General features: G+C 61.5%; 24 protein-coding genes and 1 pseudogene. All 25 read left to right on the top strand.

The genetic code is table 11. The features are described 5' to 3' along the window. The first annotated feature begins 45 nt into the window (after window positions 1-45). The 25 genes and pseudogenes from AAC076_RS08220 to AAC076_RS08100 all read left to right on the top strand — a co-directional run bounded on the left by AAC076_RS08220 (window position 46) and on the right by AAC076_RS08100 (window position 20383). Window positions 46-1143: a phage protease gene (locus tag AAC076_RS08220; RefSeq protein ID WP_339844311.1), complete on the top strand. Its 1098-nt coding sequence runs from the start codon at window positions 46-48 to the stop codon at window positions 1141-1143. Window positions 1144-1145: 2 nt separating this feature from the next. Next, window positions 1146-1550: a hypothetical protein gene (locus AAC076_RS08215; RefSeq protein WP_339844308.1), complete on the top strand. Its 405-nt coding sequence runs from the start codon at window positions 1146-1148 to the stop codon at window positions 1548-1550. Between the two features lie 30 nt (window positions 1551-1580). Then, window positions 1581-2471: a Mu-like prophage major head subunit gpT family protein gene (locus AAC076_RS08210; protein ID WP_339844306.1), complete on the top strand. Its 891-nt coding sequence runs from the start codon at window positions 1581-1583 to the stop codon at window positions 2469-2471. A gap of 15 nt (window positions 2472-2486) precedes the next feature. Then, the gene (locus tag AAC076_RS08205; RefSeq protein WP_339844304.1) at window positions 2487-2930 is read left to right on the top strand and encodes a hypothetical protein; all 444 of its coding nucleotides are present in this window, start codon (window positions 2487-2489) and stop codon (window positions 2928-2930) included. Beyond that, on the top strand, window positions 2930-3445 hold the full coding sequence (locus AAC076_RS08200) for a DUF1320 domain-containing protein (protein WP_339844303.1): 516 nt from the start codon (window positions 2930-2932) through the stop codon (window positions 3443-3445). The genes AAC076_RS08205 and AAC076_RS08200 overlap by 1 nt, the downstream gene beginning before the upstream one ends. Then, the gene (locus AAC076_RS08195; RefSeq protein ID WP_339844301.1) at window positions 3442-3885 is read left to right on the top strand and encodes a hypothetical protein; all 444 of its coding nucleotides are present in this window, start codon (window positions 3442-3444) and stop codon (window positions 3883-3885) included. Before AAC076_RS08200 ends, AAC076_RS08195 begins: the two co-directional genes overlap by 4 nt. After that, complete coding sequence (locus AAC076_RS08190) at window positions 3882-4100, top strand: hypothetical protein (RefSeq protein ID WP_339844299.1); 219 nt, start codon at window positions 3882-3884, stop codon at window positions 4098-4100. The genes AAC076_RS08195 and AAC076_RS08190 overlap by 4 nt, the downstream gene beginning before the upstream one ends. An 8-nt stretch (window positions 4101-4108) precedes the next feature. Beyond that, on the top strand, window positions 4109-4888 hold the full coding sequence (locus tag AAC076_RS08185; protein ID WP_339844296.1) for a hypothetical protein: 780 nt from the start codon (window positions 4109-4111) through the stop codon (window positions 4886-4888). After that, a complete protein-coding gene (locus AAC076_RS08180; protein ID WP_339844293.1) occupies window positions 4888-5367 on the top strand; it encodes a DUF6631 family protein in 480 nt (159 codons plus the stop codon). Before AAC076_RS08185 ends, AAC076_RS08180 begins: the two co-directional genes overlap by 1 nt. Window positions 5368-5650: 283 nt before the next feature. Continuing rightward, a complete protein-coding gene (locus AAC076_RS08175) occupies window positions 5651-9034 on the top strand; it encodes a phage tail length tape measure family protein (protein ID WP_339844290.1) in 3384 nt (1127 codons plus the stop codon). Further along, window positions 9034-9891, top strand: coding sequence for a hypothetical protein (locus tag AAC076_RS08170; RefSeq protein ID WP_339844289.1), 858 nt, complete (start codon window positions 9034-9036; stop codon window positions 9889-9891). The genes AAC076_RS08175 and AAC076_RS08170 overlap by 1 nt, the downstream gene beginning before the upstream one ends. Then, the gene (locus AAC076_RS08165) at window positions 9891-10817 is read left to right on the top strand and encodes a hypothetical protein (RefSeq protein WP_339844286.1); all 927 of its coding nucleotides are present in this window, start codon (window positions 9891-9893) and stop codon (window positions 10815-10817) included. Before AAC076_RS08170 ends, AAC076_RS08165 begins: the two co-directional genes overlap by 1 nt. 2 nt (window positions 10818-10819) lie before the next feature. Continuing rightward, window positions 10820-12538 carry a hypothetical protein gene (locus tag AAC076_RS08160; RefSeq protein WP_339844285.1) on the top strand — a complete coding sequence of 573 codons (1719 nt, stop codon included), beginning with the start codon at window positions 10820-10822 and terminating at the stop codon, window positions 12536-12538. Next, window positions 12528-13349 (top strand): phage BR0599 family protein, encoded by an 822-nt coding sequence (locus tag AAC076_RS08155; protein ID WP_339844283.1) that lies wholly within the window; start codon window positions 12528-12530, stop codon window positions 13347-13349. The genes AAC076_RS08160 and AAC076_RS08155 overlap by 11 nt, the downstream gene beginning before the upstream one ends. A gap of 10 nt (window positions 13350-13359) precedes the next feature. Further along, window positions 13360-13590: a hypothetical protein gene (locus tag AAC076_RS08150; RefSeq protein ID WP_339844280.1), complete on the top strand. Its 231-nt coding sequence runs from the start codon at window positions 13360-13362 to the stop codon at window positions 13588-13590. Further along, the gene (locus AAC076_RS08145) at window positions 13587-13802 is read left to right on the top strand and encodes a hypothetical protein (protein WP_339844277.1); all 216 of its coding nucleotides are present in this window, start codon (window positions 13587-13589) and stop codon (window positions 13800-13802) included. Before AAC076_RS08150 ends, AAC076_RS08145 begins: the two co-directional genes overlap by 4 nt. Continuing rightward, a complete protein-coding gene (locus AAC076_RS08140; RefSeq protein WP_339844275.1) occupies window positions 13792-16020 on the top strand; it encodes a hypothetical protein in 2229 nt (742 codons plus the stop codon). The genes AAC076_RS08145 and AAC076_RS08140 overlap by 11 nt, the downstream gene beginning before the upstream one ends. Window position 16021: 1 nt before the next feature. Continuing rightward, on the top strand, window positions 16022-16348 hold the full coding sequence (locus tag AAC076_RS08135; RefSeq protein WP_339844272.1) for a hypothetical protein: 327 nt from the start codon (window positions 16022-16024) through the stop codon (window positions 16346-16348). Continuing rightward, a complete protein-coding gene (locus AAC076_RS08130; protein WP_339844269.1) occupies window positions 16345-16644 on the top strand; it encodes a hypothetical protein in 300 nt (99 codons plus the stop codon). The genes AAC076_RS08135 and AAC076_RS08130 overlap by 4 nt, the downstream gene beginning before the upstream one ends. Continuing rightward, window positions 16644-17882 (top strand): hypothetical protein, encoded by a 1239-nt coding sequence (locus AAC076_RS08125; protein ID WP_339844267.1) that lies wholly within the window; start codon window positions 16644-16646, stop codon window positions 17880-17882. Before AAC076_RS08130 ends, AAC076_RS08125 begins: the two co-directional genes overlap by 1 nt. Further along, window positions 17879-18217 carry a hypothetical protein gene (locus tag AAC076_RS08120; RefSeq protein ID WP_339844264.1) on the top strand — a complete coding sequence of 113 codons (339 nt, stop codon included), beginning with the start codon at window positions 17879-17881 and terminating at the stop codon, window positions 18215-18217. Before AAC076_RS08125 ends, AAC076_RS08120 begins: the two co-directional genes overlap by 4 nt. A 142-nt stretch (window positions 18218-18359) precedes the next feature. After that, window positions 18360-18482, top strand: a pseudogene (locus tag AAC076_RS08115) (Com family DNA-binding transcriptional regulator); the annotation flags it as partial. Between the two features lie 40 nt (window positions 18483-18522). After that, window positions 18523-18678, top strand: coding sequence for a hypothetical protein (locus AAC076_RS08110; RefSeq protein WP_339844514.1), 156 nt, complete (start codon window positions 18523-18525; stop codon window positions 18676-18678). After that, window positions 18675-19796, top strand: coding sequence for a hypothetical protein (locus AAC076_RS08105; RefSeq protein ID WP_339844262.1), 1122 nt, complete (start codon window positions 18675-18677; stop codon window positions 19794-19796). Before AAC076_RS08110 ends, AAC076_RS08105 begins: the two co-directional genes overlap by 4 nt. Next, window positions 19787-20383, top strand: coding sequence for a formyltransferase family protein (locus tag AAC076_RS08100; RefSeq protein ID WP_339844261.1), 597 nt, complete (start codon window positions 19787-19789; stop codon window positions 20381-20383). The genes AAC076_RS08105 and AAC076_RS08100 overlap by 10 nt, the downstream gene beginning before the upstream one ends. Window positions 20384-20396: the final 13 nt, after the last annotated feature.

Here is a 20396-nt window from a genome sequence, read left to right as displayed (position 1 = left end):
CCCCGTTCAAAAGACTCTTCGCGCGCGCTGCCCAATCATGGGCCCATGAAAAGACATCCCCACCTGATTGCCATTGCTCCGTGCAGCTACGTGATGCCGAGCGAACCAGCCCAGAACCTGATCGAGATTCAGGTAACGCCGGCTGGTCGCTTCCTGCCGAGTGATGGTCGCGAGATGAAAGTGCCCGGCTGGTACATCGATGCAGAAGTGGCCGGCAAGGTGATCGAGAAATTCAACGCGCTCAAGACTGATGTCGTCATCGATTACGAGCACCAGACCCTCTACAAGGAACAGAACGGCCAGCCTGCACCGGCTGCTGCCTGGTTCCGCTCATTGGAGTGGCGCGAGGGTAGCGGACTGTGGGCCTGGATCGAACCCACCCCACGCGCCAAAGGCCATCTGGCCTCGGATGAGTACCGCTATTTCAGCCCCGTGTTCGCTTACGACAGCGTAACCGGCGCCGTCCTCGATCTGCTGATGGGCGCGCTGACCAACAAACCGGCCATCCACGGCATGGAGGGCATCGCCCTGCAAGCTGCTGCGACGTTCGGCTTTACCTTTGAACCGGAGGATGTATCCGTGAAATTACTTTCCGCAATTATCGCCGCGCTGGCTCTCAAGGCAGATGCCACTGAAGACGACGCCATTGCTGCACTGACCGCCCGCCTTGACGCCGATCCGCTGGCCGACGTGCGCAAAACCCTTTCCCTGGAAGAAACCGCCGACGGCGCAGCCGTAATCGCGGCGTGCAGTTCGCTGCAGGCCCAGGCCGCCAAGCCAGACCCGGCCAAGTTCGTGCCCGTGGAGGCCGTCGAGCAGATGCGCACCCAGGTGGTCGCGCTCACGGCTCAGATCAAGGCCAACGGCGACAAGGAAGTCGACCAGATGATTGAGGATGCCCTGGAAGACGGCCGCTTGCTCAAGCCGCTGGAGAAGTGGGCCCGCGATCTGGGCGAGAAGGATGTGGCCGCGCTGACGGCCTATCTGGGCGCAGCGCAGCCGCTGTCTGCACTTCACCAATCCCAGACCCAGGGCAAGCCCCCGGTGACGGATGACAAAACCGGCTTGACCGACGCCGAGCTGGCTGTTTGCAGCGCGATGGGGCTCAAGCCTGAAGACTACAAAGCCACGAAGGAGTCTTGATCATGGCCCTGACTAAAGATCGTGATACCCACCGCCGTGAAGGGGTGCAGAACAGTGACCCCGTCGCGGCAGCCACCCGGATCTTTGCCGGCTCGCTGGTATGCCTGAACGCCGCAGGTTTTGCGGTACCGGGCGCCACCGCCACCACGCTGACCGCTCGCGGCCGCGCCGAAGAGCAGGTGGACAACCGTGATGGCGCCGCAGGTGACCTGAAGGTCGAGACGCGTCGTGGCGTGTTCCGCTTCGACAATAGCGCCGCCGCCGATGAGATCACCCGCGCTGACATTCTGAGCGAGTGCTACATCGTCGACGACCAGACCGTGGCCAAAACCGACGGCACATCCACCCGCTCAGTGGCGGGCATCATCCAGGACGTGGATGAGGCCGGCGTCTGGGTCGAGATCTAACCGGCCCTGGCCTTTTAAGGAGCACTAAAGATGCAAATCAATCAACAGAACCTGATCGCGATGTTCACCGGTTACCGGACAGCGTTTCAGAACGCCTTTGCAGGCATCGAGCCTGACTTCAACCCGTTCACCATGACTGTCCCGTCCGTGAATGGAACCGAAGATTATGGCTGGCTCGGCAGTAGCACAGCCTTCCGTGAATGGATCGGTGACCGCGTCATCCAAAACTTGAAGCTGCACGATTACAGCATCAAGAACCGGACCTTCGAGAACACCGTGGGTGTGAACCGCGAAGCGATCGAAGACGACAGCTACGGCCTGTTCACACCGATGATGGCGCAGCTGGGGCAGGACTCGAAGGAGCACCCCGCCGAGCTGATCTACGACCTGCTCACCAACGGTTTCACCAGGAAGAGCTACGACGCCCAGAACTTCTTCGATACCGATCATCCGGTAACCGACAAGAACGGCGTGGAGGTCTCGGTGAGCAACTTCCAGGGCGGTACCGGCACCGCTTGGTATCTCCTCGACACCACCCGGATGATGAAGCCGATCATTCTGCAGAAGCGCAAGGACTACAAATTTGTAGCTATGCAGAGCGAGACCGACGAAAACGTGTTCATGCGCAAGGAATACGTCTATGGCGTCGATGCTCGCCTGAACGCTGGCTACGGGCTGTGGCAGCTTGCCTATGCATCCAAGGAAGCGTTGGACGCGACCAGCTTCAACGAGGCGTATGCCGAGATGAAGTCCATGCAGGGTGATCGCGGTAAGAAGCTGGGTATCCGTCCGAAGCTTCTGGTCGTTCCGCCTGGTCTGCGTGAGCAGGCTCTGGAAGTCGTCAAGGCTGAACGCAACGCCGCTGGCGCCACCAACATCAACCTGAATGTGGTCGACGTGCTCGACACGCCCTGGTTGTAATCGAGGAGCGACATCATGGCTAAGGCAAAAGCGGCAGCGGGCACCAAGCCCGCCGCCAGCAACACTCCAAAGGCTGACAAGCCTGAAGAGAAGATCGAACCCACCGGCGCAGCTGCTGCGCCGGCGGGCCCGGTCGACCAGGGCGAAACTGCCCCGGTCACTCCTGTACCAGAACAACCCACCGAGAACGCGGCTCTGGCCGTGACTGCGGCTCCGGCCGCAAAGGAAACGCCCAGCCTGGAGGCCGCCAAGGATGGTGAAGCCGTTGAAGGGCTGTGGATTCGGTCGGTTCCGCCATCAATCCGCCGCGCTGGTTATCGCTTCACCCGTGAGGGTGTTGGCTTCTCAATCGAGGCGGCTCAGGAGCTTTTCAGCTGGGACCAGGTCGAGCAGCTGCGCACTGACCCGGATCTCGTCATCGAAGAATGCACCTTCATCGACGGTGAGGCCCAGCGCTGATGAGCTACATCACCCACGCGCAGCTGAACGAGCGCCCTGGTGCACGCGAACTCGCGCAGGTGGCCACGGCTCAGCATGAGCGGCTGGTCCCTTATGACCTGATGGAAGCCGCCCTTACCGGCGGCGACACCAGCAGCTGGTCGGCCGAGGAGATTGCGCGCGCCCAGGACGCACTGCAGCGTATTGATGACGCAGTGACCGATGCCGTGGCGGTGATTGATGGCTACCTGGCCAAGCGTGGGTACCTGCCACTGGATCCGGTACCGCCGATGGTATCGGTCTGGTGTCGGGCCATTGCCCGTTATTACCTGCACCAGCATCTGCTGGGCGGGGAAGAGAAACACCCGATCATTCGCGACTATAAGGACGCGCTGCGCTTCCTGCAGCTGACCGCTGACGGCAGGTTCAGCTTGGGCGCAGATGACACCGTTGAGAACAACCCCAACGCTGTCGAGATTCAGATCGACTCCGACCCGAAGGTGTTCAGCCGCGACCAATTGAAGGCGTTCAGATGAGTTTTGCGCCGCTTGATATGCAGCCAATCATTGAGCACCTCCGCGCATCTGTTCCTGCGCTCGACCGCGTCGAAGGTGCAGCGGAGTACAACCAGGTCAAAGCGCTAAGCGACTTTCGGATTGGCACCGCTTATGTGGTATTGGCCAACGAGCGCAACCCCGTCGGTGCCGCACCTCAGGCGCGGCGGGCAGCCAGCGCTGATTCGATTTTCGGCGTTGTACTCGTGGCCCGTAACTATCGGGACCAGTCAGGCGCCGAGGCGCTGCAAGATCTTGGTCCACTGATTGGAGGAGTGCGCCAGGCGCTGGTCGAGTGGGATGCGCCGGGAATGGATGCGATTAGATGGCTCCAGGGTGATGCGGTCGATAGCGATGCGAGTCGGGTGCTCTGGATCGATGTTTTCACTACAACCCATGTATTGAGGGGAACTAAGTCATGACAGAGCAAAAAAAGCAGAAACCGAAGCAAGAGCTGCATGAGGTCCAGTTGCTGAAGGACCACAAGCATGCAGGCAAGAAGGAGCCCGCTGGCAAGAAGATCAAAGTCAACGCCATTGATAAAGCATGGCTGGCGGCGCAGAAGATCATCGCCCCGGACGAGCCCACCACCGCACCGGCTGCAGCCGCTGCACCCGCAACCGCTAAGAAAGGTTAGGAGGCGTCATGCCATTGCAACCAAAATACATGTACGGCCAAGGCGTACTCGAAGTGGCTGAAATTATCAGCCCAACTGTCGACGGCCCTTGGGTCGACATCGGTGATGCGTCAAGCCTGGAAGGCACCGTATCTGAAACAGCGATCCAGCACCGTGAGAGCAGATCCGGCAAGAAGGCCCTGGTTCGCAACTTCGGCATCGAAGCCAACATGGCTTGGAGCGTGAATATCCACCAACTCGACGCGCCGAACATTGCTCGCTTCACCCAAGGCACGGTCTCCTCAGCGGTAGCCGGTACGGTCACTGGAGAAGAGTTTCCGGACGATCTTGAAGCCGGAGACGTCATTACTCTCGATGAGTTTGGGCCGAGCGACCTGGTTATCCTCGACAGCGCAGCGACGCCCGTCACGCTCGATCCTGAGCACTATGCTTATAACGCATACGGTGATGTAGAGATTCTATCTCTGCCAGATCCGGCGCCGACCCAACCCTTCACCGCGTCATATAGCTATGCGGCTCGCCGGCAGGTGGCGATGTTGAACTCTAAGCGCAAGCAGTACCGGCTGCGCTACAAGGGCATTAACCTGGCTGAAAACGAGCAGCCGTTTATCCTGGAGCTGTACAAGCTCGATGCCGGACTGTTGCAGACGCTCAGTTTGATCACGTCGGGCAACCAGGTGGCGCAGGCTCCGGTTACTTTCACTTCGCTAGCCGACACTACCAAGCGCGCCGATGGCGAACTTGGGCAATTCGGACGCCTGATCGAGATCGGTGAAGGGGCAGCGTAATGGCCGTTAAGAAACCATCCAAGGCCCAAAGGGAAGCCGCCGTAAGCGCGGCGGCATCCCCAGCCGTTGAAGGCGCTGATGAGCTGGGCATCTTGCATCCAGATCGCACGCAGAAGATTGCTGGCCGAACAATTACCATGCGCGAGTATGGGTTTGTGGAAGGGTTGAAGCTCGAGCCGCTCATCAAGCCTTTCATTGACTCATTGCACCAGGTAGTCAAGCCAAACACGTCGGCCACGCTGGACGAAATCACCGCCGTATTGGGTGAGCACCACGAGATCACGCTGCACATGATGGCGCAGAGCTGCGATGTGGAACCTGAGTGGATTGATACGCTGAACGATCGTGACGGTACATCTCTGCTTCACCTGTGGTGGTCCGTTTGTGCCCCTTTTGTCTTGAAGCGCGTGTTCGACCGGTGGATAGCCACAGCCGCAGTGGAGCGTCACAAGGCTGGGGCATCGTCTACCAAACCCTGATCGACCACGGCCACGCGCCCCGTGACATAGGCCAATACACCAAGCGCCAGGTGCTTTTGTACTACCGGTGTGCAATCAAGATTGAACGGACTCGCCGGGCTGAGAGCGTACTGGATATGAACCAAGCCCATGCCGGCGGAGAGGATGCCACCGCGCACTTCAAAGGATTGCTGGAGTAACTCCCTTAGCCGCCTCCGGGCGGTTTCTTTTTGCCCTCGTTCAAAAGACTCTGCGCCCCGCGCGCGCGACCATGGCCTCACATTCCCCGGCTGTGTTCCCCCTGATGGCAAACAAAGACCTCGAACTCGCGCTCCGCATCAAAGCCGACCTGAAACAAGGCCAGGACGAGCTTGCGCGGCTGAAAGACGGGTTTGAGCAGACCGGCGCCGCCGCAGAGACCGCTAACGTCAGCCTGAACAAGGCCGGTGAGACTGCAGAGCAGCAGTCGGCGCGGATCCGCCAGATGGTAGACGCCAGCCTGGCCCAGTCGGCAGCGCACCAGCAAAACGCCACTTCCCTGGACGAACTGACCCAGAGCCAGCAGCGCGCGGCAGGTTCCAGCCAGGAAGCCGCCCAGCGTCAGACCATGGCCATGCAGGCCTCATGGGATGCAACCAGGAAGAACACCGACGGCCTCGGCCGGCTGGGTACTGCCAACCGATCGGCCAGCGAAGGCGCCGCTGCGGCGGCTGCAGCCACGCAGAAGCAGTCCCAGGAATTGAGCGAGCTGCTGGGCAAGATTGATCCGGTTATCCGCGAGCTGGACCGCCTGGATGCCCAGGAACGCCAGCTGATGATGGCGCGCCGGGAAGGCCGCATCGATCTGGACACTTACGACCGCTTCAACGCCAAGCTGAGCGAGAACCGCGCCAGGCTTACGCAAAGCACCCACGCCATGGGCCGCGCCGGCATCACCGCCGGCCAGTACCAGCAGGCCATGCGTCAGCTGCCGATGCAGATCACCGACGTAACCACAAGCCTTGTCTCCGGCATGCCGATCTGGATGGTCGCCATCCAGCAAGGTGGCCAGATCAAGGATTCGTTCGGCGGCGTGGGCCCAGCATTCAAAGCGGTGACCAGCGCCATCAACCCGATGACGTTGGCGATCGGCGCTGCTGTAGCTGCGGCTGCAGCTCTGGTGATTGCCCATGAGATGGGTGCCGGTGAGGCACGCGCCTACCGTGAAGCGTTGATCATGACCGGTAATGCCGCCGGCACCAGCTCCGACCAGATGAACGACATGGCTGAGCGCATCGACGGCATCGCAGGTACACAGCGCCAGGCTGCAGCGGCGCTGGCCGAAATAGCTAAAACGGGCAAAATCTCCGGCGAGCAGATGGAACAAGTTGCTTTAACAGCCATCCAGCTACAGATCGCGACCGGCAAGGCTGTCAGCGAGACGATTGCCGAGTACGTGAAGCTGGCCGAAGACCCGGTTGATGCAATTGCCAAGCTTAATGATCGTTACAACTTCCTGACTGCCGCTGTGTTCGAGCAGATCATGGCCCTTAAGGAACAGGGCGATGAGGCCGGGGCCGCCAGACTCGCGTTCGATACTTATTCCGACACGATGCAAAGCAGATCGGCTGAAATTGTTGGTGACCTCGGTCTGATAGAGGCTGCCTGGAAGGGCATCAAGGTCATTGCGGCTGAAACTTGGGACGCCATGTTGGGTATCGGTAGGGAAACTAGCCTTACCGATCAGCTTGAAGCGGTCGAGCGCAAGATTCGCAATCGCGCCATGAACGCAACCCCGAACCCTATGGGTTTTGTGGTACGGAATGGTGAAGACGAGCGCCTGGAGGCGAAGGCTGAGCAACTTCGTCTAGATGTTGAAGCGGAAAGAAAAGAAGCGGACCGAGCTGAAAATGTAGCCAAGACGGAAAAAGCATCCATTGAGGCTCAGAAGTACCTCGCGCAGCTGCGTGAGGAGTCGCTCACCCGCATCGAGAAGAAAGAAAAAGCAATAGCTGAGTACCAGGAGAACCTCTCGCGGATCCGCGCTGCCAATCCCGACTCGGCCCTGCTCAGCGATGCCCAGATCGCAAAGGACATGGCCGCGATCGATGCCAAGTTCGCCGAGCCCAAAACCCGCACGCCGGTCGACCGCGACGCCCAGGCAGCAACCCGCTTCATTCAGCAATTAGAGAAAGAGGCTTCCACATACGGCAAAAGCCGCGCGGAGCTGCGCAAGTACGAGATGAGCCTGCTCGATCTGTCCGACGCCCAGCGCGCTCGGGCCGAGACCGCCGCAGCTGCGCTGGCCACCGCCGAAGCCCAGGCCGAAGCAGACAAGCAAGCCACTCAGGACACCAAGCTGCTCGCCCAGCTGCAGCTGGACTACCTGAAGGCCACCGGCCAGGCAGTAGAAGCCGCCGAGATCGAGATCGAAAAGAAGTACGGCGAACTGCGCGGCCGTCTGCTGGCCAGCGGCGACAAGGACGGCGCGAGCCTGGTCGACAAGCTGATCGGCATCGAGAAAGCCGGCGCCGCTTTTGCCGAGCTGGAATCGGAGCTGAACCGGATCTACGCAGAACAGGCCCGCCGCGAGCAGTCGATACAGACCGAGATACAAGCCGGCCTGATATCCGAGCGCGAAGCCCGCCGCCAGATCATCGAACTGCACCAGGCCACGGCCGAGCAGATCGAAGAGCTGATGCCGAGAATGCGCGAGCTGGCCGAGGCCACTGGCGACCCGGCCGCGCTCGATCGCCTGAAGGACATGAGCAACCAGCTCGAAACCCTGCGCACCCAGGCTGACGAGCTGACCCTCGCTCTGCGTGACGGGCTCGAAAGCGGCCTGCAGGACGCAATCATGGGTCTGGCTGACGGCACTATGTCGCTGCGCGATGCGATCGACAGCCTGCTGCTGGGCGTTGCCGAATCCATGGCGCAGATGGCCTCCGAGGGCCTGGCAGAGATGGCCGCCCAGGGAATCATGGACCTGTTTCGCCAGGGCGCGCAGGCCGCCATCAGCGCAGCAGGCCAGAAGGCAGCGGCAGAGGTCGCGGCCATCAATACCGTGACCGCTGCCCAAACCATCGCAGACACCACCCGCGCCACCTCGTCAGTGGTCGCAGCCAACACCGCAGCCGCTGGCCAGGCGACGGCCGCAGCCACCACAGCCACCGCCTGGACGCCGGCAGCGATCGCGGCCTCGATCGGCAGCTTTGGCTCCGCTGCCGCGATCGGCCTGGCCGCCGTGGTCGCCGCCATGGCGTTCCAGGCTTTTGCCGACGGTGGCCACGTTCAAGGCCCCGGTACCGGCACCAGCGACAGCATCAACGCCAGGCTCTCGAACAATGAATACGTGACCCGCGCTGCGGTCGTCACTCAGCCCGGTGCGCTCAGCTTCCTGGATGACTTCAACCAGCGAGGCATGTCCGCGCTCGATGACTGGGCCGGCGCTGCTCACCATTCCACCGGTGGCCTCTCTGGCGTGCCGGCACCCGCCGCGCCGGCCCCGGTGATGAACAACGGCCGCCTGGCCGATCCGGGCGCCAAGCAGCAAAACACCACCCTCAAGAACGCTGTGAACCTGTACGCAGTCCAGAACCCGGCGGAGATAGCGTCGATGGCCTGGGGCCGCGAGGGCGAAGAGCACTTTGAGGTGTACCTGCAAAAGAACGGCGCCCGCGTGCGCCAGTTAATGGGGATGAAAGGCTGATGCCGCACGAGATTGGATTTGTAGACAACAGCGTTCAGCTCGCGCACTACGCGATGCTGGAGAAGATCCGCGACTTTGCCGCCGCCAACGGCTGGACGGTGCTGCGCTACGACACCTCGATCGCCAACCGCGAGCTGATCCTCAAGGGCGTGGGGTACTCCGGTACCGAGGAGATCTTTGTCGGCTTCAGGACGTACCAGAACGCCGATGCGGATTACTACAACTTGGCAGCGGCAGGCTTCACCGGCTATGTCGCCGGTAACCCGTTCGATAACCAGCCCGGAGCGATTCTCTCCGGCGTGCCTGCTCACAACCAACGCATCGACTATTGGTTGACCGTAAACCCCCAGCGCATTGCCCTGGCGATGAAGGTCGGCACTCCGGTTTATGAAAGCGCCTACGTGGGCAAGTTTTTGCCCTATGCCAGGCCTAGCCAGTACCCGTACCCGGTCATCTGTGCCGGCATGCTCAGCGGTGTGCCAGGCACCCGCTTTAGCGATACAGGGCACTCCATTCCTTACAAGGGCAACCGAGCGAACATGCGGTTGCGCTTCAACGACGGTGTATGGCAAACGCCCCATTGCTACCCGTGGGGTAATGCTTTCATCGCTGGTGGCGCCACTAGCAATACAAGTCTGCGCTTGCGCGACACGGGCGGCATTTATCACCTGATGCCGGTTGAGCTGCATGACAACTCGACAAACGTGTGGGGCGCATTGGACGGCGTTTTCCATATAAGCGGCTTCAACAATGCTGTCGAGAACACCCTGACGATCGAGGGGGTGAACTACGTGGTAATCCAGGATGTGTCACGCACCGGGCATAACGACTATTACGCAATGAGGCTCGATAACTGATGGCCTATTACAACGGTTCTGCAAACAGCCTCACCGCGCTTCGAACGGCGCTTGTAGATACCTGCCTGCTTGAGGGTTGGTCCTGGGATAGCACCGCCGAGGTGTTAAGTAAGGGCGTGATGTTTCTGCGGGTAACCGTGGATGCCAGCAATATCTGGCTGCTCGGGCGCACCTCATCAGCAGCGGGAGACGCACCGGGCTGGGTAAGGATTGGTCGTGTGTTTTCCCGGTCAGGCTACCCGACCTACGAAATCACCTTTCCGGCATCTTACGAAATATTTGTTTTTGAGCAGGAAGTGTACATGGTGGTCAACTATGACGTTGACCGCTACCAGTGGTGCGCCTTTGGTAAATCAACCGTGGGCGGCCTCGCTGGGACCGGAATGTGGGTTGGCGCGTCTCTGGCAGCCACAACCGTCGGCACGCAAGGCTCCAGCAAGACCGGTCCGATTTACATGTTCGCCACGGGTGGAGGAGATGCCGGCAACAATGCGCAGGTCGCACCAGCATTGTGCTGGGGGTATAACAACGCTTACAACACCGCAGAGAACTGGTGGTTGCATTCTGATCTGGATGGCCAGGGGTGGTTCAGGTCCAATGATGGATCAAGATACGACTGGATCGGCGTAGGCCCCGCCGCCCCTCTGATTTCGAATCTGCCCAACCGTTGGAACGACGAATCCGTACTACTGCCCATTCGTGCCTACAAAGCCCGCCCCGAGTACTACCTGAGCCTGGTCGGTGATTTTGCTCATTGCCGCTACGTCAGGATCGACAACTACGACCCCGGCCAAGTAATCACGATTGGAGACGAAAGCTGGAAAGTGTTCCCATGGTTCCGCAAGAACGCTTCAGCGCGGAACGGCGGAAATCAGGTTGATCATACCGGCACCTTCGGCTGGGCTATTCGGTACGAGGGGCCTTGAGCATGTCCCTACTCAGTGGTGCCCTGGTGAACGAGACTCAGGGCGGGATCGTCAATTCCAACCTGACCCAGGCGCACTCGCAGTTTGCCTGGATCAATCAGTTTGATATTTTCCCTTACGCCTCTGCGGCATCCCGGTCTGGTCAAGCTGCTCGCCAGGCATTATGGCCCGTAGCCGCAAACGGCCGGGCAGTTCACGGCAGTCAGCTTGGCACATTTGTTGACGACTACTACTACCGGATCCACGTCCTCCCAGCCCTGCTCGATCTCGGAAACGTCGTTTCAACCCAGACCACACCCGTGCAAGTCTGGAACGCGCACCTCGTGCCGCACACCCTGACCGATATCGCCGGCGAAGACGAAGGCATCACCATCAGCGGCCAGCCCGAGGCCCCGCTGCTGTTCGCCGCCCTGCAGGAGCGCGAGTACCAGGTATCCGTGACCCCCGATGGCCAGCCCGTGCTGGATACCAACCTGACCTGGTTATTCAACAACGGCGAGTCGCCGGCGGTGCGCATCACCGCCAACCGCATCATCGCGTGGTCATTTGCGCCCGATTGGGGCGATGGGATCCGCGAGCGGCTCACCTGGAAGACTGACATTCTGGTCTCCGAGTCGTTTGCCGAGCAGCGCCGCGCATTGCTGCTGGCCCCGCGCCGTGAGCTGTCGGGCCCCATGTACGTTGAGGGCCGCGAGCGTCAGCTGCTCGATCTGGCGCTGTTCAGCTGGAGCGGCCGCATCTGGGCCGTGCCGGTCTGGCCGGAAATCCAGATCCTCTCGGTACCGGTTGCCCTGGATAGCCTACGCATCGACTGCGAGACCGCGTTCCTGGACTTTCACGTGGGCGGCATCGCCATGCTGCGCAGCGAGTCCGCGTTCGAGTTTGAGGTGGTCGAGATCCTTGCGATCGACGAAACCGGCCTCGATTTGCGCCGCGCCACCCAATCAGCCTGGCCGGCTGGCTCGCGCTTGTATCCGGCCCGCACCGGGCGCCTGATGCAGCAGCCAGAGCTGTCGCGCATGACCGACATGCTGACCTCTGCCGAGGTCGAATTCCTGATCATGGACCCTTCAGACTGGCCCGAGCTGGAAGCCGCGGATTTGCCCACCTACCGTGGCCGGCCCGTGCTCGATGCCAAGCCGGATGAGTCAGAGGATCTCACCAGCAGCTATGAGCGCCTCACCAGCACGCTGGACAGCCAGACGGCCATGCCGCTGGTGACCGATATCGCCGCCCGCGCCATGCCTGTTACCGGCTACCGGTGGATTGATATGGGCCGGGCCGATCGCGCCTTCTGGCGCAGCCTGGCCTATACGCTGCGCGGCGCGCACGCAAGCCTGTGGATCCCGACCCATGCCGACGATCTGACGCTGGTCGATACCGTACCCAGTGAATCACTCACCCTCGACGTCGCCAACTGCGGCTATGCCCGGTTCGGCCAGGCTCGCCCAGGGCGCCGCGACATCCGCATTGAGCTGTTCAGCGGCGCTGTGCTGTATCGCCGCATCACCGGGGCCGTTGAGGTGTCACCCGCGCTCGAGCGTTTGGCGATCGACCAGACCCTCGGCCAACTGGTCACGCCGGCGGACGTGATGCGCATCTGCTGGATGGTCTGCTCGCGCATGGCCGGTGACTCGGTCGAGATCGACCACACCACCGACAGCGAAGGCGTTGCCACCGGCAGCATGGTTTTCAGAGGAGTGCGCGACGATGAGTTTTGATCAGCGCGAGGGCTCGATCGCCCTGGGCCAACCCATCCGCCTGTACAAGTTCAGCCGGGGCGTAATCCGCTGGCTGTACAACAGCTCCGATCGGGACATCACCTACAACAACCAGGTGTTCCGCGCCCTGGTCGGCGGTATCAGCGATCGCGGCATCCAGCAGTCGGGCGACGCCAAGGCCGACGCGCTAACGATCACCGCGCCGTCTGATATCAGCGTGGCGCAGCCGTTCCGTACCTTCCCGCCGAGTGAGCGCATTGAGCTGGTGATCTTCGATATGCACTACGGCGATGCCGAGGCGCGCCTGGCCTGGCCGGGCCGTATTGCCTCGGTCAACTGGCCCAGCCTGGACAGCTGCCGCATCGAGTGCGTAACCCGCGATGCCGAGATGTCAGAGCCGGGCCTGACCGACGTCTACAGCCGCATGTGTACCGCGCGCCTCGGTGACAACCGCTGCAATGTCGACCTCAACCCGTACCGCATCACCACCACGCTGCAGGCGCAGGACGGCCAGACCGTCTCCGCGCCGGCGTTCGCGGGCTACCCGGACGGCTGGTTTGCGGCGGGCTGGCTGGAATGGTCGATCGGCTCGGGCGAGTACGACAGGCGCCACATCGAGCAGCACATCGGCACCGACCTGCAGCTGCTCGGCGGTACCGCCGGCATCCCGGCCGGAGCCACGGTGCGCGTCTATCCCGGCTGTGACTTCCTGGCTGAAACCTGCGACGGCAAATTCGACAACCTCGACAACATGCGCGCCATTCCCCATCTGCAGGGCAAGTCGCCCTTTGATGGCGACCAGGTCTGGTGAGGAGCTAACCATGTGGACACTCGTAATACTCATCGGCGCCTTCGCTCTTATGTCGGCGCTGGCCCCCAAGCAACCCGACCCCAAGCCGAAAGCCCTGGAAGACTTCGACTTTCCGCGAGCCGAGGAAGGCGCCGAGCAGCACGCGGTGTTCGGCCAGCGCTGGAGCAAAGGGTGGATGGTGCTGACCGTCGGCAACTACCGCACCCGCCGCGTCACGGTGAAGAGCGGTGGCAAGAAATGATCGTGACCGTACAGCACATGCATGAACTGCCCACCTGGAACGGCCGCCAGGGCTACTGCCACGGCCAGGCCAGGGCTTTCTTTCAGCTGCACGGCCTGGATTGGATGGGCTTTCTGCACGACGGCATCGAAGCCAAGGTGCTGCTGGCCACCGGCGATGCCCGCGCCGAGCACCTGGTGCAATACGTGATGGAGGCTGAGCATGGGCAGTAGCAGCAGCAAAAAGCCGAAGGTCACGCGGTACTACTTCGACATTCACATGGGCTTTGGCCTGCCGATCGACGAGCTGGTCGAGATCAAGGCGAGCGACAAACGCGCCTGGCGCGGCTCGGTTACCGACAATCAGCAGGTGTTCATCAACGCGCCGAACCTGTTTGGCGGCGACGAGGGCGAAGGCGGTCTGCAGGGCACGCTCGATGTCATGATGGGCGCAGAGGATCAGGGAGTACTCCCGCGCCTGGCAGCGATGCTCGGCGGCCTGGTGCCGGCATTCCGGGGCATCTCGACCGCGTTCTATTCCGGGTTGATCTGTACCAGCAACCCGTACCCCAAGCCCTGGTCGATCCTGCGTCGCGGCGGCAACCGCCTCTGGGACGCGGACGGCGCCTGGTACCCAGAGAAGCAGTTCATCTGGTTGGCCGATGGCCAGATCAAGGCCATGAACCCCGTCCACATCCTGTACCTGATGCGTACCGGCTCGCGCTTCCGTGGCTGGCCCCGCAGCCTGCTCGATGACGCCGCCTGGCGCGCAGCGGCTGACCAGTGCTTTGAGGAGCAGCTCGGCCTGTGCCTTGAGTGGGCCCGGTCTGACAGCTTCGAGTCATTCTCACGCAGCGTGTGCGAGCACGCCGGCTGCGAGGTCTACGACCACCGCACCACCGGCCTGGTCAGCATCCGCCTGCTGCGCAATGACTACGTAGCCGCCGACCTCCCGCTGTTTGACGAAGACAGCGGCCTGCTGGAGATCCTCGAAGATGACAACGCCGGCGCGGACGACGTGCCCAGCGAGATGATCTGCAAATACGACGATGCGATCGACGGCGACACCAAGCAGGTCCGCGCGGTAAACGCAGCAGTCGGCGCCCGCAGCCGGGGCCGCTCGGTCGAGATGGTCGAATATCCCGGCGCACCCACCGCGAGCATCGCGGCCAGGCTGCTGCAGCGGGATCTGCGCATCAAGACGTCAGGCCTAAAGCGCTTCGAGGTGGTGTGCGATCGCCGGGCCCGCAACCTTAACCTCGCGCAGCCGATCCGGATCCGGTCGCTCAAGCGCGGTATCGCTGAAATGGTCGTGCGCGTCGGCAAGATCGAAGACGGCACCATGATCGACGGCCGCATCACCCTGCATGTCCTGCAGGACGTGTTCAGCCTGCCGGTCACCAGCTACGTGGCCGTGCCGCCGGCGGGCTGGATCCCGCCCGATCGCACCCCCCAAGCCGCAGCAACGCGCCGCCTGTTCGAGGTGCCATACCGCGACCTGGTCACCACCATCGACCCGGCCAACCTGGCGCTGGTCGACGACACCGCCGCCTATGCCGCGACGGTGGCCATCGCACCAACGCAGATGTCGCTTACCTACCGGCTCACGACCCGCGTCGGATCCACCGGCGAATTCGTCGACCAGGGCATTGCAGACTGGTGCCCCTCGGGGCTGCTGGTCAGCGCGATAGGCCGTGAGAGCGGCCCCACGGTTGTGCAGCTCTCATCCTTCAGCCGCCTGGATGAAGTAGAGCTGGGCACGCCGGCATTGCTGAATGATGAGATCGTTCGCATCGACTCCCTGGACATCGACACCGGCATCGCAACCATCGCCCGTGGCTGCCTCGATACCACCCCGGCTCAGCATGCCGCCGGCAGCCGCCTGTGGATCTACGAGGAGCGCAGCGGCGCTGATGAGAACGCGTACACCCTCGGCACCACGCTGCAGGCGCAGCTGCTCACCATGACCAGCTCGGCCGAGTTAGATCCAGCCCTGGCCGGTACCAGCTCGATCAGCCTGCAGGCGCGCCAGGGCAAGCCGTATCCACCCGGCCAGTTACGCATCAACGGCGGCGCATACCCCGCAGACGTAGTCGGCGCCATCAACCTGGCCTGGGCACACCGCGACCGCGTTACCCAGAGCGACCAGGTCATCGATACCGCCCTGGGCAACATCGGGCCCGAGCCCGGTACCGAATACAGCGCCCGCCTGCTGCGCGCAGACACCAACGCCGAGCTGGCATCCATCACCGGCCTGGCCGGCGTCACCACCGCCCTGAGCAACACCTACGAAGGCCAGGTGATCGCCGAGGTCTGGTCTACCCGCGACGGCATCGCCAGCTGGCAGCGTATCACCCACCAGTTCGAATGGACGCGCACCGAACCCTTCCACACCGAGTCAGGCGAGCAGCTGCTCACCGAAGCCGGCGAACCCCTCATTCTGGAGTCATAACATGGCCAAGAAATTCAGCGAACTACCCGACGGCACAGCCCCCCAGGACGCCGATCGGCTAGCGGCGGTCCAGTCGGGCAGCTCAGTCAAATGGACCATCGCCCAGATCAAAACCATGGTCGACGGCCTGATCGGCTACGCCCTGGGGCTGTTGGGTACCGCGTCGGCGTATGACGTGGGTGAAGCGGCTGATCAGTTGCCGGATAACGCTTCAGTGGACATGAAGCTGCAGCAAGCGTCCAACGACCTACAGGCCAACATTGACGCACTCGCGGCCATCACTTCCGACAATGAAACCATCACTATCTACGGAGCATACCGCGCATGAAAACCGGCAAAGCCTATGAGCTGACAGCTTACACAAACGACGCGTGGACCGATGTGGTGGCCGAGAATGCAGACGTGACCGCCGTCCGGGTCTGCAACACCAGCCTGACTGATCCCGTGATCGTGGAGTTTCGCCGCGGTACCGGGCAGATCGCAGGCCCGCACAGTATCGCCGCCAACGATGCCGAGCGGCTGGACCTGGGCACCCTGCGCGTCACTGCTGCGGCTCCCCTGCAGGTGCGCTGCTCTTCCGCTGGCGTGCATGTGACCGCTGATGCTGTCGTCGAGGTGGTGTGATGGGTGCCTTCAAACCTATCTGGCAGCCGGTGGACTCCGGCGAGCCGATCATCGAAGCGTTCGGCGGGCTGGACCTGGACTACATCAATGAGAGGTACCGGATTTATGACCCCGCGCTGGGCCGGCTCGTCGAGAAGCCCTGGACGGACATCGTCAATAACCGGAGCCTGCCTGCGGGGCGGACTTACTGGGATGCGGATGGGGTGCTGCAGACTGCTGCGGCAGATGAGCCAGTGATCGAGTATGACCCTGTGACGGGGGTGAAGCTGGGGAATCGGATTTGGGGGAGTTATGGAAATGTGATCTGGCCTTCAAACGATGACTCTAGCGCTCGCTGGTCTGCACTCGCCGGGGCGACTAGAACGATTAGCACGGCTGTAGCAACGCCTGTTGGCGGTTTTAGTAATTACGTTTTTACTGGATCACCCCAAGGAATTTGCAGATTTGCCGCTCCAATATTGAGCGGAACCGTAGCTGCCAGCGTTTATATCTACATAGAGAACAAAGGTGATGCTACGCACTGCTCTATTGACTACGGTGACGGCACCCTAGTTTATGTCGATATAACAGGCCAGCCCCTGAACACGTGGATAAAAATACCGCTTGTGGCTTTGGCAGGCGCAGGCGCGTGGCTCGACATAACCATGCGCATAGGCGCTCAACCTGTCGCAGCAAATAGCTGGGCTATCCGGGTGGCTGGTGCGCAAGCGTCGTTGTCTTCAGTTTTTACTCCCTACGTTGAAACTACTACCGCCGCCGTCACCATCCCCGCCGAGTCCCAAATCATCGACGGGCAGAACTTTCTTGATTTGTGGAATGCCGCCGAAATTACAGCTTACGTTGATGCAAAGGCACAGCAGGGCGACTTCTCCCGGTTACTGTCGTTCAGTGACGGAGGGTCGGGCAACGAGTTGCGTTTTCAGAGAAACAGCGGCGGGCAGCTTATTTGGCGCATAGAAGGAGGCAATACTGCGACGCTGATAACGTCAGGGGTGTCTTGGGAGGTGTTCTCAAAAGCCGCGGGCGCTTATAGATCGGGTTCAAATATCCGGCTCAGAGTTGATGGGCAGGCATCCGCCAACTCATCAATAAATTCTGATTTTACAGTGCAGCCCTCCCAGCTCGGTGTTGCCTCTACCGCTAGTGGGGTTAGCCCAGCCAACGTCCACATCCGTCGCATTATCCTTTTTCGCAAAGCACTCCCCGACTCCCTGCTGCAAAGGATCACCCAGCTATGACGCACACTTTTCGAACAGATCCTTATTACCTTCACTTCCCTGATCTCGCCGCTTGGATGGATAGCTGGTCTTCCTGCGAGCTTTCAACACTGGACGAGGAGACCGGCGCATATCGCCCCATTTATAGGTGCCACGTAGTCGAGGTGGGTGAAATTCGAAGAGGTGGTGAGTGGGATGACGAGGGCCTTGAGATAGTCGCGCCGGAGATCTTGCCGGGCTACCACGTCAACATCCTGCTCGAGAATGATCTGGTGCTTCCGGCCGCGCTTGAGCAGTACCTACTACCGAAACCGAACCAGCCCCAGATGATCTGGAGCTGCGAGCAGCAAGAGTAACCTCAAAAAGAGAGGTGACCGAGACGGGTGCGCCAACACCCGCACCGGCCACCGACAAGCAGAACAGAGCTGCAAGCCAGCCAAGACCCCTCACACTCGCGAGTGCGGGCCAAGGCTATCAGATAATGAAAAGGCTTTGCAGATGTTGAAAAACATTCGATGCGGTAATTGCACCAAACTGCTCGCCAGAGCAACAGAAGCAGCCGAGGTACAGATCAAGTGTCCTCGGTGCAAGACCCTCAATCATCAGAAGGCCATGAGCCTCCCCAATTGCGCGCCACCGAGCGCCGATTTAGGAGGCCATCATGGCACAGCAACAGAAGCGTCAGCCCGGTCGGAACGGGTATAAGTACCGCCCCCAGTACGGGGTAATTGTCATCTGCGACGGCGAGCAGTCACAGCGCCAAACCTTCCAGAACCTCAAAAGCGCGGGCCATAAGGTCAGGGTGGTCTGCGTATGAATATCCGCATAGAGCACCAGTGCCCCAACTACCAGAGCTACCGCGCAGCCCGCGTGAAGTCCCTCTTTAACGTCGAGCAGGGTCACAAGGTGGTGATCGATGCCGACCTGCCGATTGATTCCCAGGAGTGGCAGATCGGCGTGATCGTCGGCCCGTCCGGATCCGGCAAGACCAGCATCGGTCGCGAGTTTGGCCCCCTTTACGACCCCGCCTGGCCGAAGAACCTGCCAGTGATCGATGCCATCACCCCAGACGGTCCATTCGATCCGGTACCCGCCGCGCTGTCGGCCGTTGGCCTAGGCAGCGTGCCGGCCTGGCTCCGGCCCTACCACGTGCTATCCATGGGTGAGCAGTTCCGCGCAACCCTCGCCAGGCTCGTGTGTGAGGCCCCTCGGTTGGCCGTCCTGGACGAGTTCAGCTCAGTGGTCGACCGGCAGATCGCCCAGGTGGGCGCGGGCGCATTCTCCAAAGCCTGGCGCAGAACAGGCGGTCAGGTTGTTTTGCTTTCTTGCCACTACGACATCCTCGACTGGATCAAACCAGACTGGGTCTACGACACCGCCGATCAGTCCTTTCAACGGGGGTGGCATCGGCGAAGGCCAGAGATCAAAGTCGAGATTCGCCAGGCTGCACAGCGCGACTACGCCGTGTTTGAAGAGCATCACTATTTGAAGCTGCCGCCCATGGTCGCCGCGACCCATTACACCGCTTGGGTGGGTGACGAGGCCGTTGCCCATGTCGCCTTTGCCACTCGCCCTGGGATGGTCGAAGCGAGGGCCTGCAGGCTTGTGGTGATGCCTGAATGGCAAGGCGCCGGCGTCGGTATGCGCTTTCTCAACGCGGTTTGTGATATGTGGCTGGCCGGCGAGAACCGCTATGGCTTGCCGCTGCGCACGCTATTCCACACCAGCCACCCCGGCCTTGCGGCAGCGCTGCGCAGGGATCCCAGATGGACGCAGGTATCAGCCATGCTGGCGGGCGGCAACAAGACCAAGAGCGCCGCGACGCTCGCCGCCAGCGCTGCCAAGGCCGGGGTCAAGTTCAGCGGTGGCAGCGGCTTCGGTGGCCACTTCCGCGCGGTTCAGGGCTTCAGATATATGGGGGACTCATGCGAATAGTCATCGTAGGACAGAAATGGCTCGGCAAGGCCGTGCTCGATCAGTGCCTGCTTCGCGGCCACGAGGTGCTTCACGTCGTTTCCCCGCAGGGTGACAGCTTGGCTGATCACGCCACCCGGCTCTCGATCCCGGTCACCTCGGCGCGGCGCCTGGAGGCTATTCACGTGCCCCGCTGCGACCTGATCCTAGCCGCTCATGCTCATGCCTATATAACCGCCGGCGCTCGGTCGAGGTCAGCCCTCGGCTGCGCCGGGTACCATCCATCGTTGCTGCCCCTTCACAGGGGCCGTGACGCCGTCCGGTGGACCATACACATGCGTGAGCCTGTAGCAGGTGGGTCTCTCTACTGGATGGATGACGGGGTCGACTCCGGCCCCATCATCTACCAGGACTGGTGCCTGGTGCGCCCGGACGATACGGCCGCTACTCTCTGGCAGCGCGACCTCGGGCCGATGGGTGTTCGCATGTTCACTGAGTTACTGCAGCAGTGTGAGGCGGGTAGCGTTCCTGCCGGCAGGGAGCAACTATCCCATCTGGCCACCTGGGAGCCCGCATTCAACCCGAAGCCCCTCAAGTCTATAAATTGAAATTCCTTTTCAC

Origin of the sequence: uncultured Halopseudomonas sp. (assembly GCF_963977355.1) — a bacterium.
Lineage (GTDB): Bacteria > Pseudomonadota > Gammaproteobacteria > Pseudomonadales > Pseudomonadaceae > Halopseudomonas.
Note: the sequence above shows the minus strand (reverse complement) of the source record. Positions and strands in the feature narration are given on the sequence as shown.

What these genes read in the sequence shown, in the direction of transcription:
- AAC076_RS08220 (WP_339844311.1), top strand. Translation starts at nt 46, where the DNA reads ATGAAAAGACATCCCCACCTGATTGCCATTGCTCCGTGCAGCTACGTG.
- AAC076_RS08215 (WP_339844308.1), top strand. Translation starts at nt 1,146, where the DNA reads ATGGCCCTGACTAAAGATCGTGATACCCACCGCCGTGAAGGGGTGCAG.
- AAC076_RS08210 (WP_339844306.1), top strand. Translation starts at nt 1,581, where the DNA reads ATGCAAATCAATCAACAGAACCTGATCGCGATGTTCACCGGTTACCGG.
- AAC076_RS08205 (WP_339844304.1), top strand. Translation starts at nt 2,487, where the DNA reads ATGGCTAAGGCAAAAGCGGCAGCGGGCACCAAGCCCGCCGCCAGCAAC.
- AAC076_RS08200 (WP_339844303.1), top strand. Translation starts at nt 2,930, where the DNA reads ATGAGCTACATCACCCACGCGCAGCTGAACGAGCGCCCTGGTGCACGC.
- AAC076_RS08195 (WP_339844301.1), top strand. Translation starts at nt 3,442, where the DNA reads ATGAGTTTTGCGCCGCTTGATATGCAGCCAATCATTGAGCACCTCCGC.
- AAC076_RS08190 (WP_339844299.1), top strand. Translation starts at nt 3,882, where the DNA reads ATGACAGAGCAAAAAAAGCAGAAACCGAAGCAAGAGCTGCATGAGGTC.
- AAC076_RS08185 (WP_339844296.1), top strand. Translation starts at nt 4,109, where the DNA reads ATGCCATTGCAACCAAAATACATGTACGGCCAAGGCGTACTCGAAGTG.
- AAC076_RS08180 (WP_339844293.1), top strand. Translation starts at nt 4,888, where the DNA reads ATGGCCGTTAAGAAACCATCCAAGGCCCAAAGGGAAGCCGCCGTAAGC.
- AAC076_RS08175 (WP_339844290.1), top strand. Translation starts at nt 5,651, where the DNA reads ATGGCAAACAAAGACCTCGAACTCGCGCTCCGCATCAAAGCCGACCTG.
- AAC076_RS08170 (WP_339844289.1), top strand. Translation starts at nt 9,034, where the DNA reads ATGCCGCACGAGATTGGATTTGTAGACAACAGCGTTCAGCTCGCGCAC.
- AAC076_RS08165 (WP_339844286.1), top strand. Translation starts at nt 9,891, where the DNA reads ATGGCCTATTACAACGGTTCTGCAAACAGCCTCACCGCGCTTCGAACG.
- AAC076_RS08160 (WP_339844285.1), top strand. Translation starts at nt 10,820, where the DNA reads ATGTCCCTACTCAGTGGTGCCCTGGTGAACGAGACTCAGGGCGGGATC.
- AAC076_RS08155 (WP_339844283.1), top strand. Translation starts at nt 12,528, where the DNA reads ATGAGTTTTGATCAGCGCGAGGGCTCGATCGCCCTGGGCCAACCCATC.
- AAC076_RS08150 (WP_339844280.1), top strand. Translation starts at nt 13,360, where the DNA reads ATGTGGACACTCGTAATACTCATCGGCGCCTTCGCTCTTATGTCGGCG.
- AAC076_RS08145 (WP_339844277.1), top strand. Translation starts at nt 13,587, where the DNA reads ATGATCGTGACCGTACAGCACATGCATGAACTGCCCACCTGGAACGGC.
- AAC076_RS08140 (WP_339844275.1), top strand. Translation starts at nt 13,792, where the DNA reads ATGGGCAGTAGCAGCAGCAAAAAGCCGAAGGTCACGCGGTACTACTTC.
- AAC076_RS08135 (WP_339844272.1), top strand. Translation starts at nt 16,022, where the DNA reads ATGGCCAAGAAATTCAGCGAACTACCCGACGGCACAGCCCCCCAGGAC.
- AAC076_RS08130 (WP_339844269.1), top strand. Translation starts at nt 16,345, where the DNA reads ATGAAAACCGGCAAAGCCTATGAGCTGACAGCTTACACAAACGACGCG.
- AAC076_RS08125 (WP_339844267.1), top strand. Translation starts at nt 16,644, where the DNA reads ATGGGTGCCTTCAAACCTATCTGGCAGCCGGTGGACTCCGGCGAGCCG.
- AAC076_RS08120 (WP_339844264.1), top strand. Translation starts at nt 17,879, where the DNA reads ATGACGCACACTTTTCGAACAGATCCTTATTACCTTCACTTCCCTGAT.
- AAC076_RS08110 (WP_339844514.1), top strand. Translation starts at nt 18,523, where the DNA reads ATGGCACAGCAACAGAAGCGTCAGCCCGGTCGGAACGGGTATAAGTAC.
- AAC076_RS08105 (WP_339844262.1), top strand. Translation starts at nt 18,675, where the DNA reads ATGAATATCCGCATAGAGCACCAGTGCCCCAACTACCAGAGCTACCGC.
- AAC076_RS08100 (WP_339844261.1), top strand. Translation starts at nt 19,787, where the DNA reads ATGCGAATAGTCATCGTAGGACAGAAATGGCTCGGCAAGGCCGTGCTC.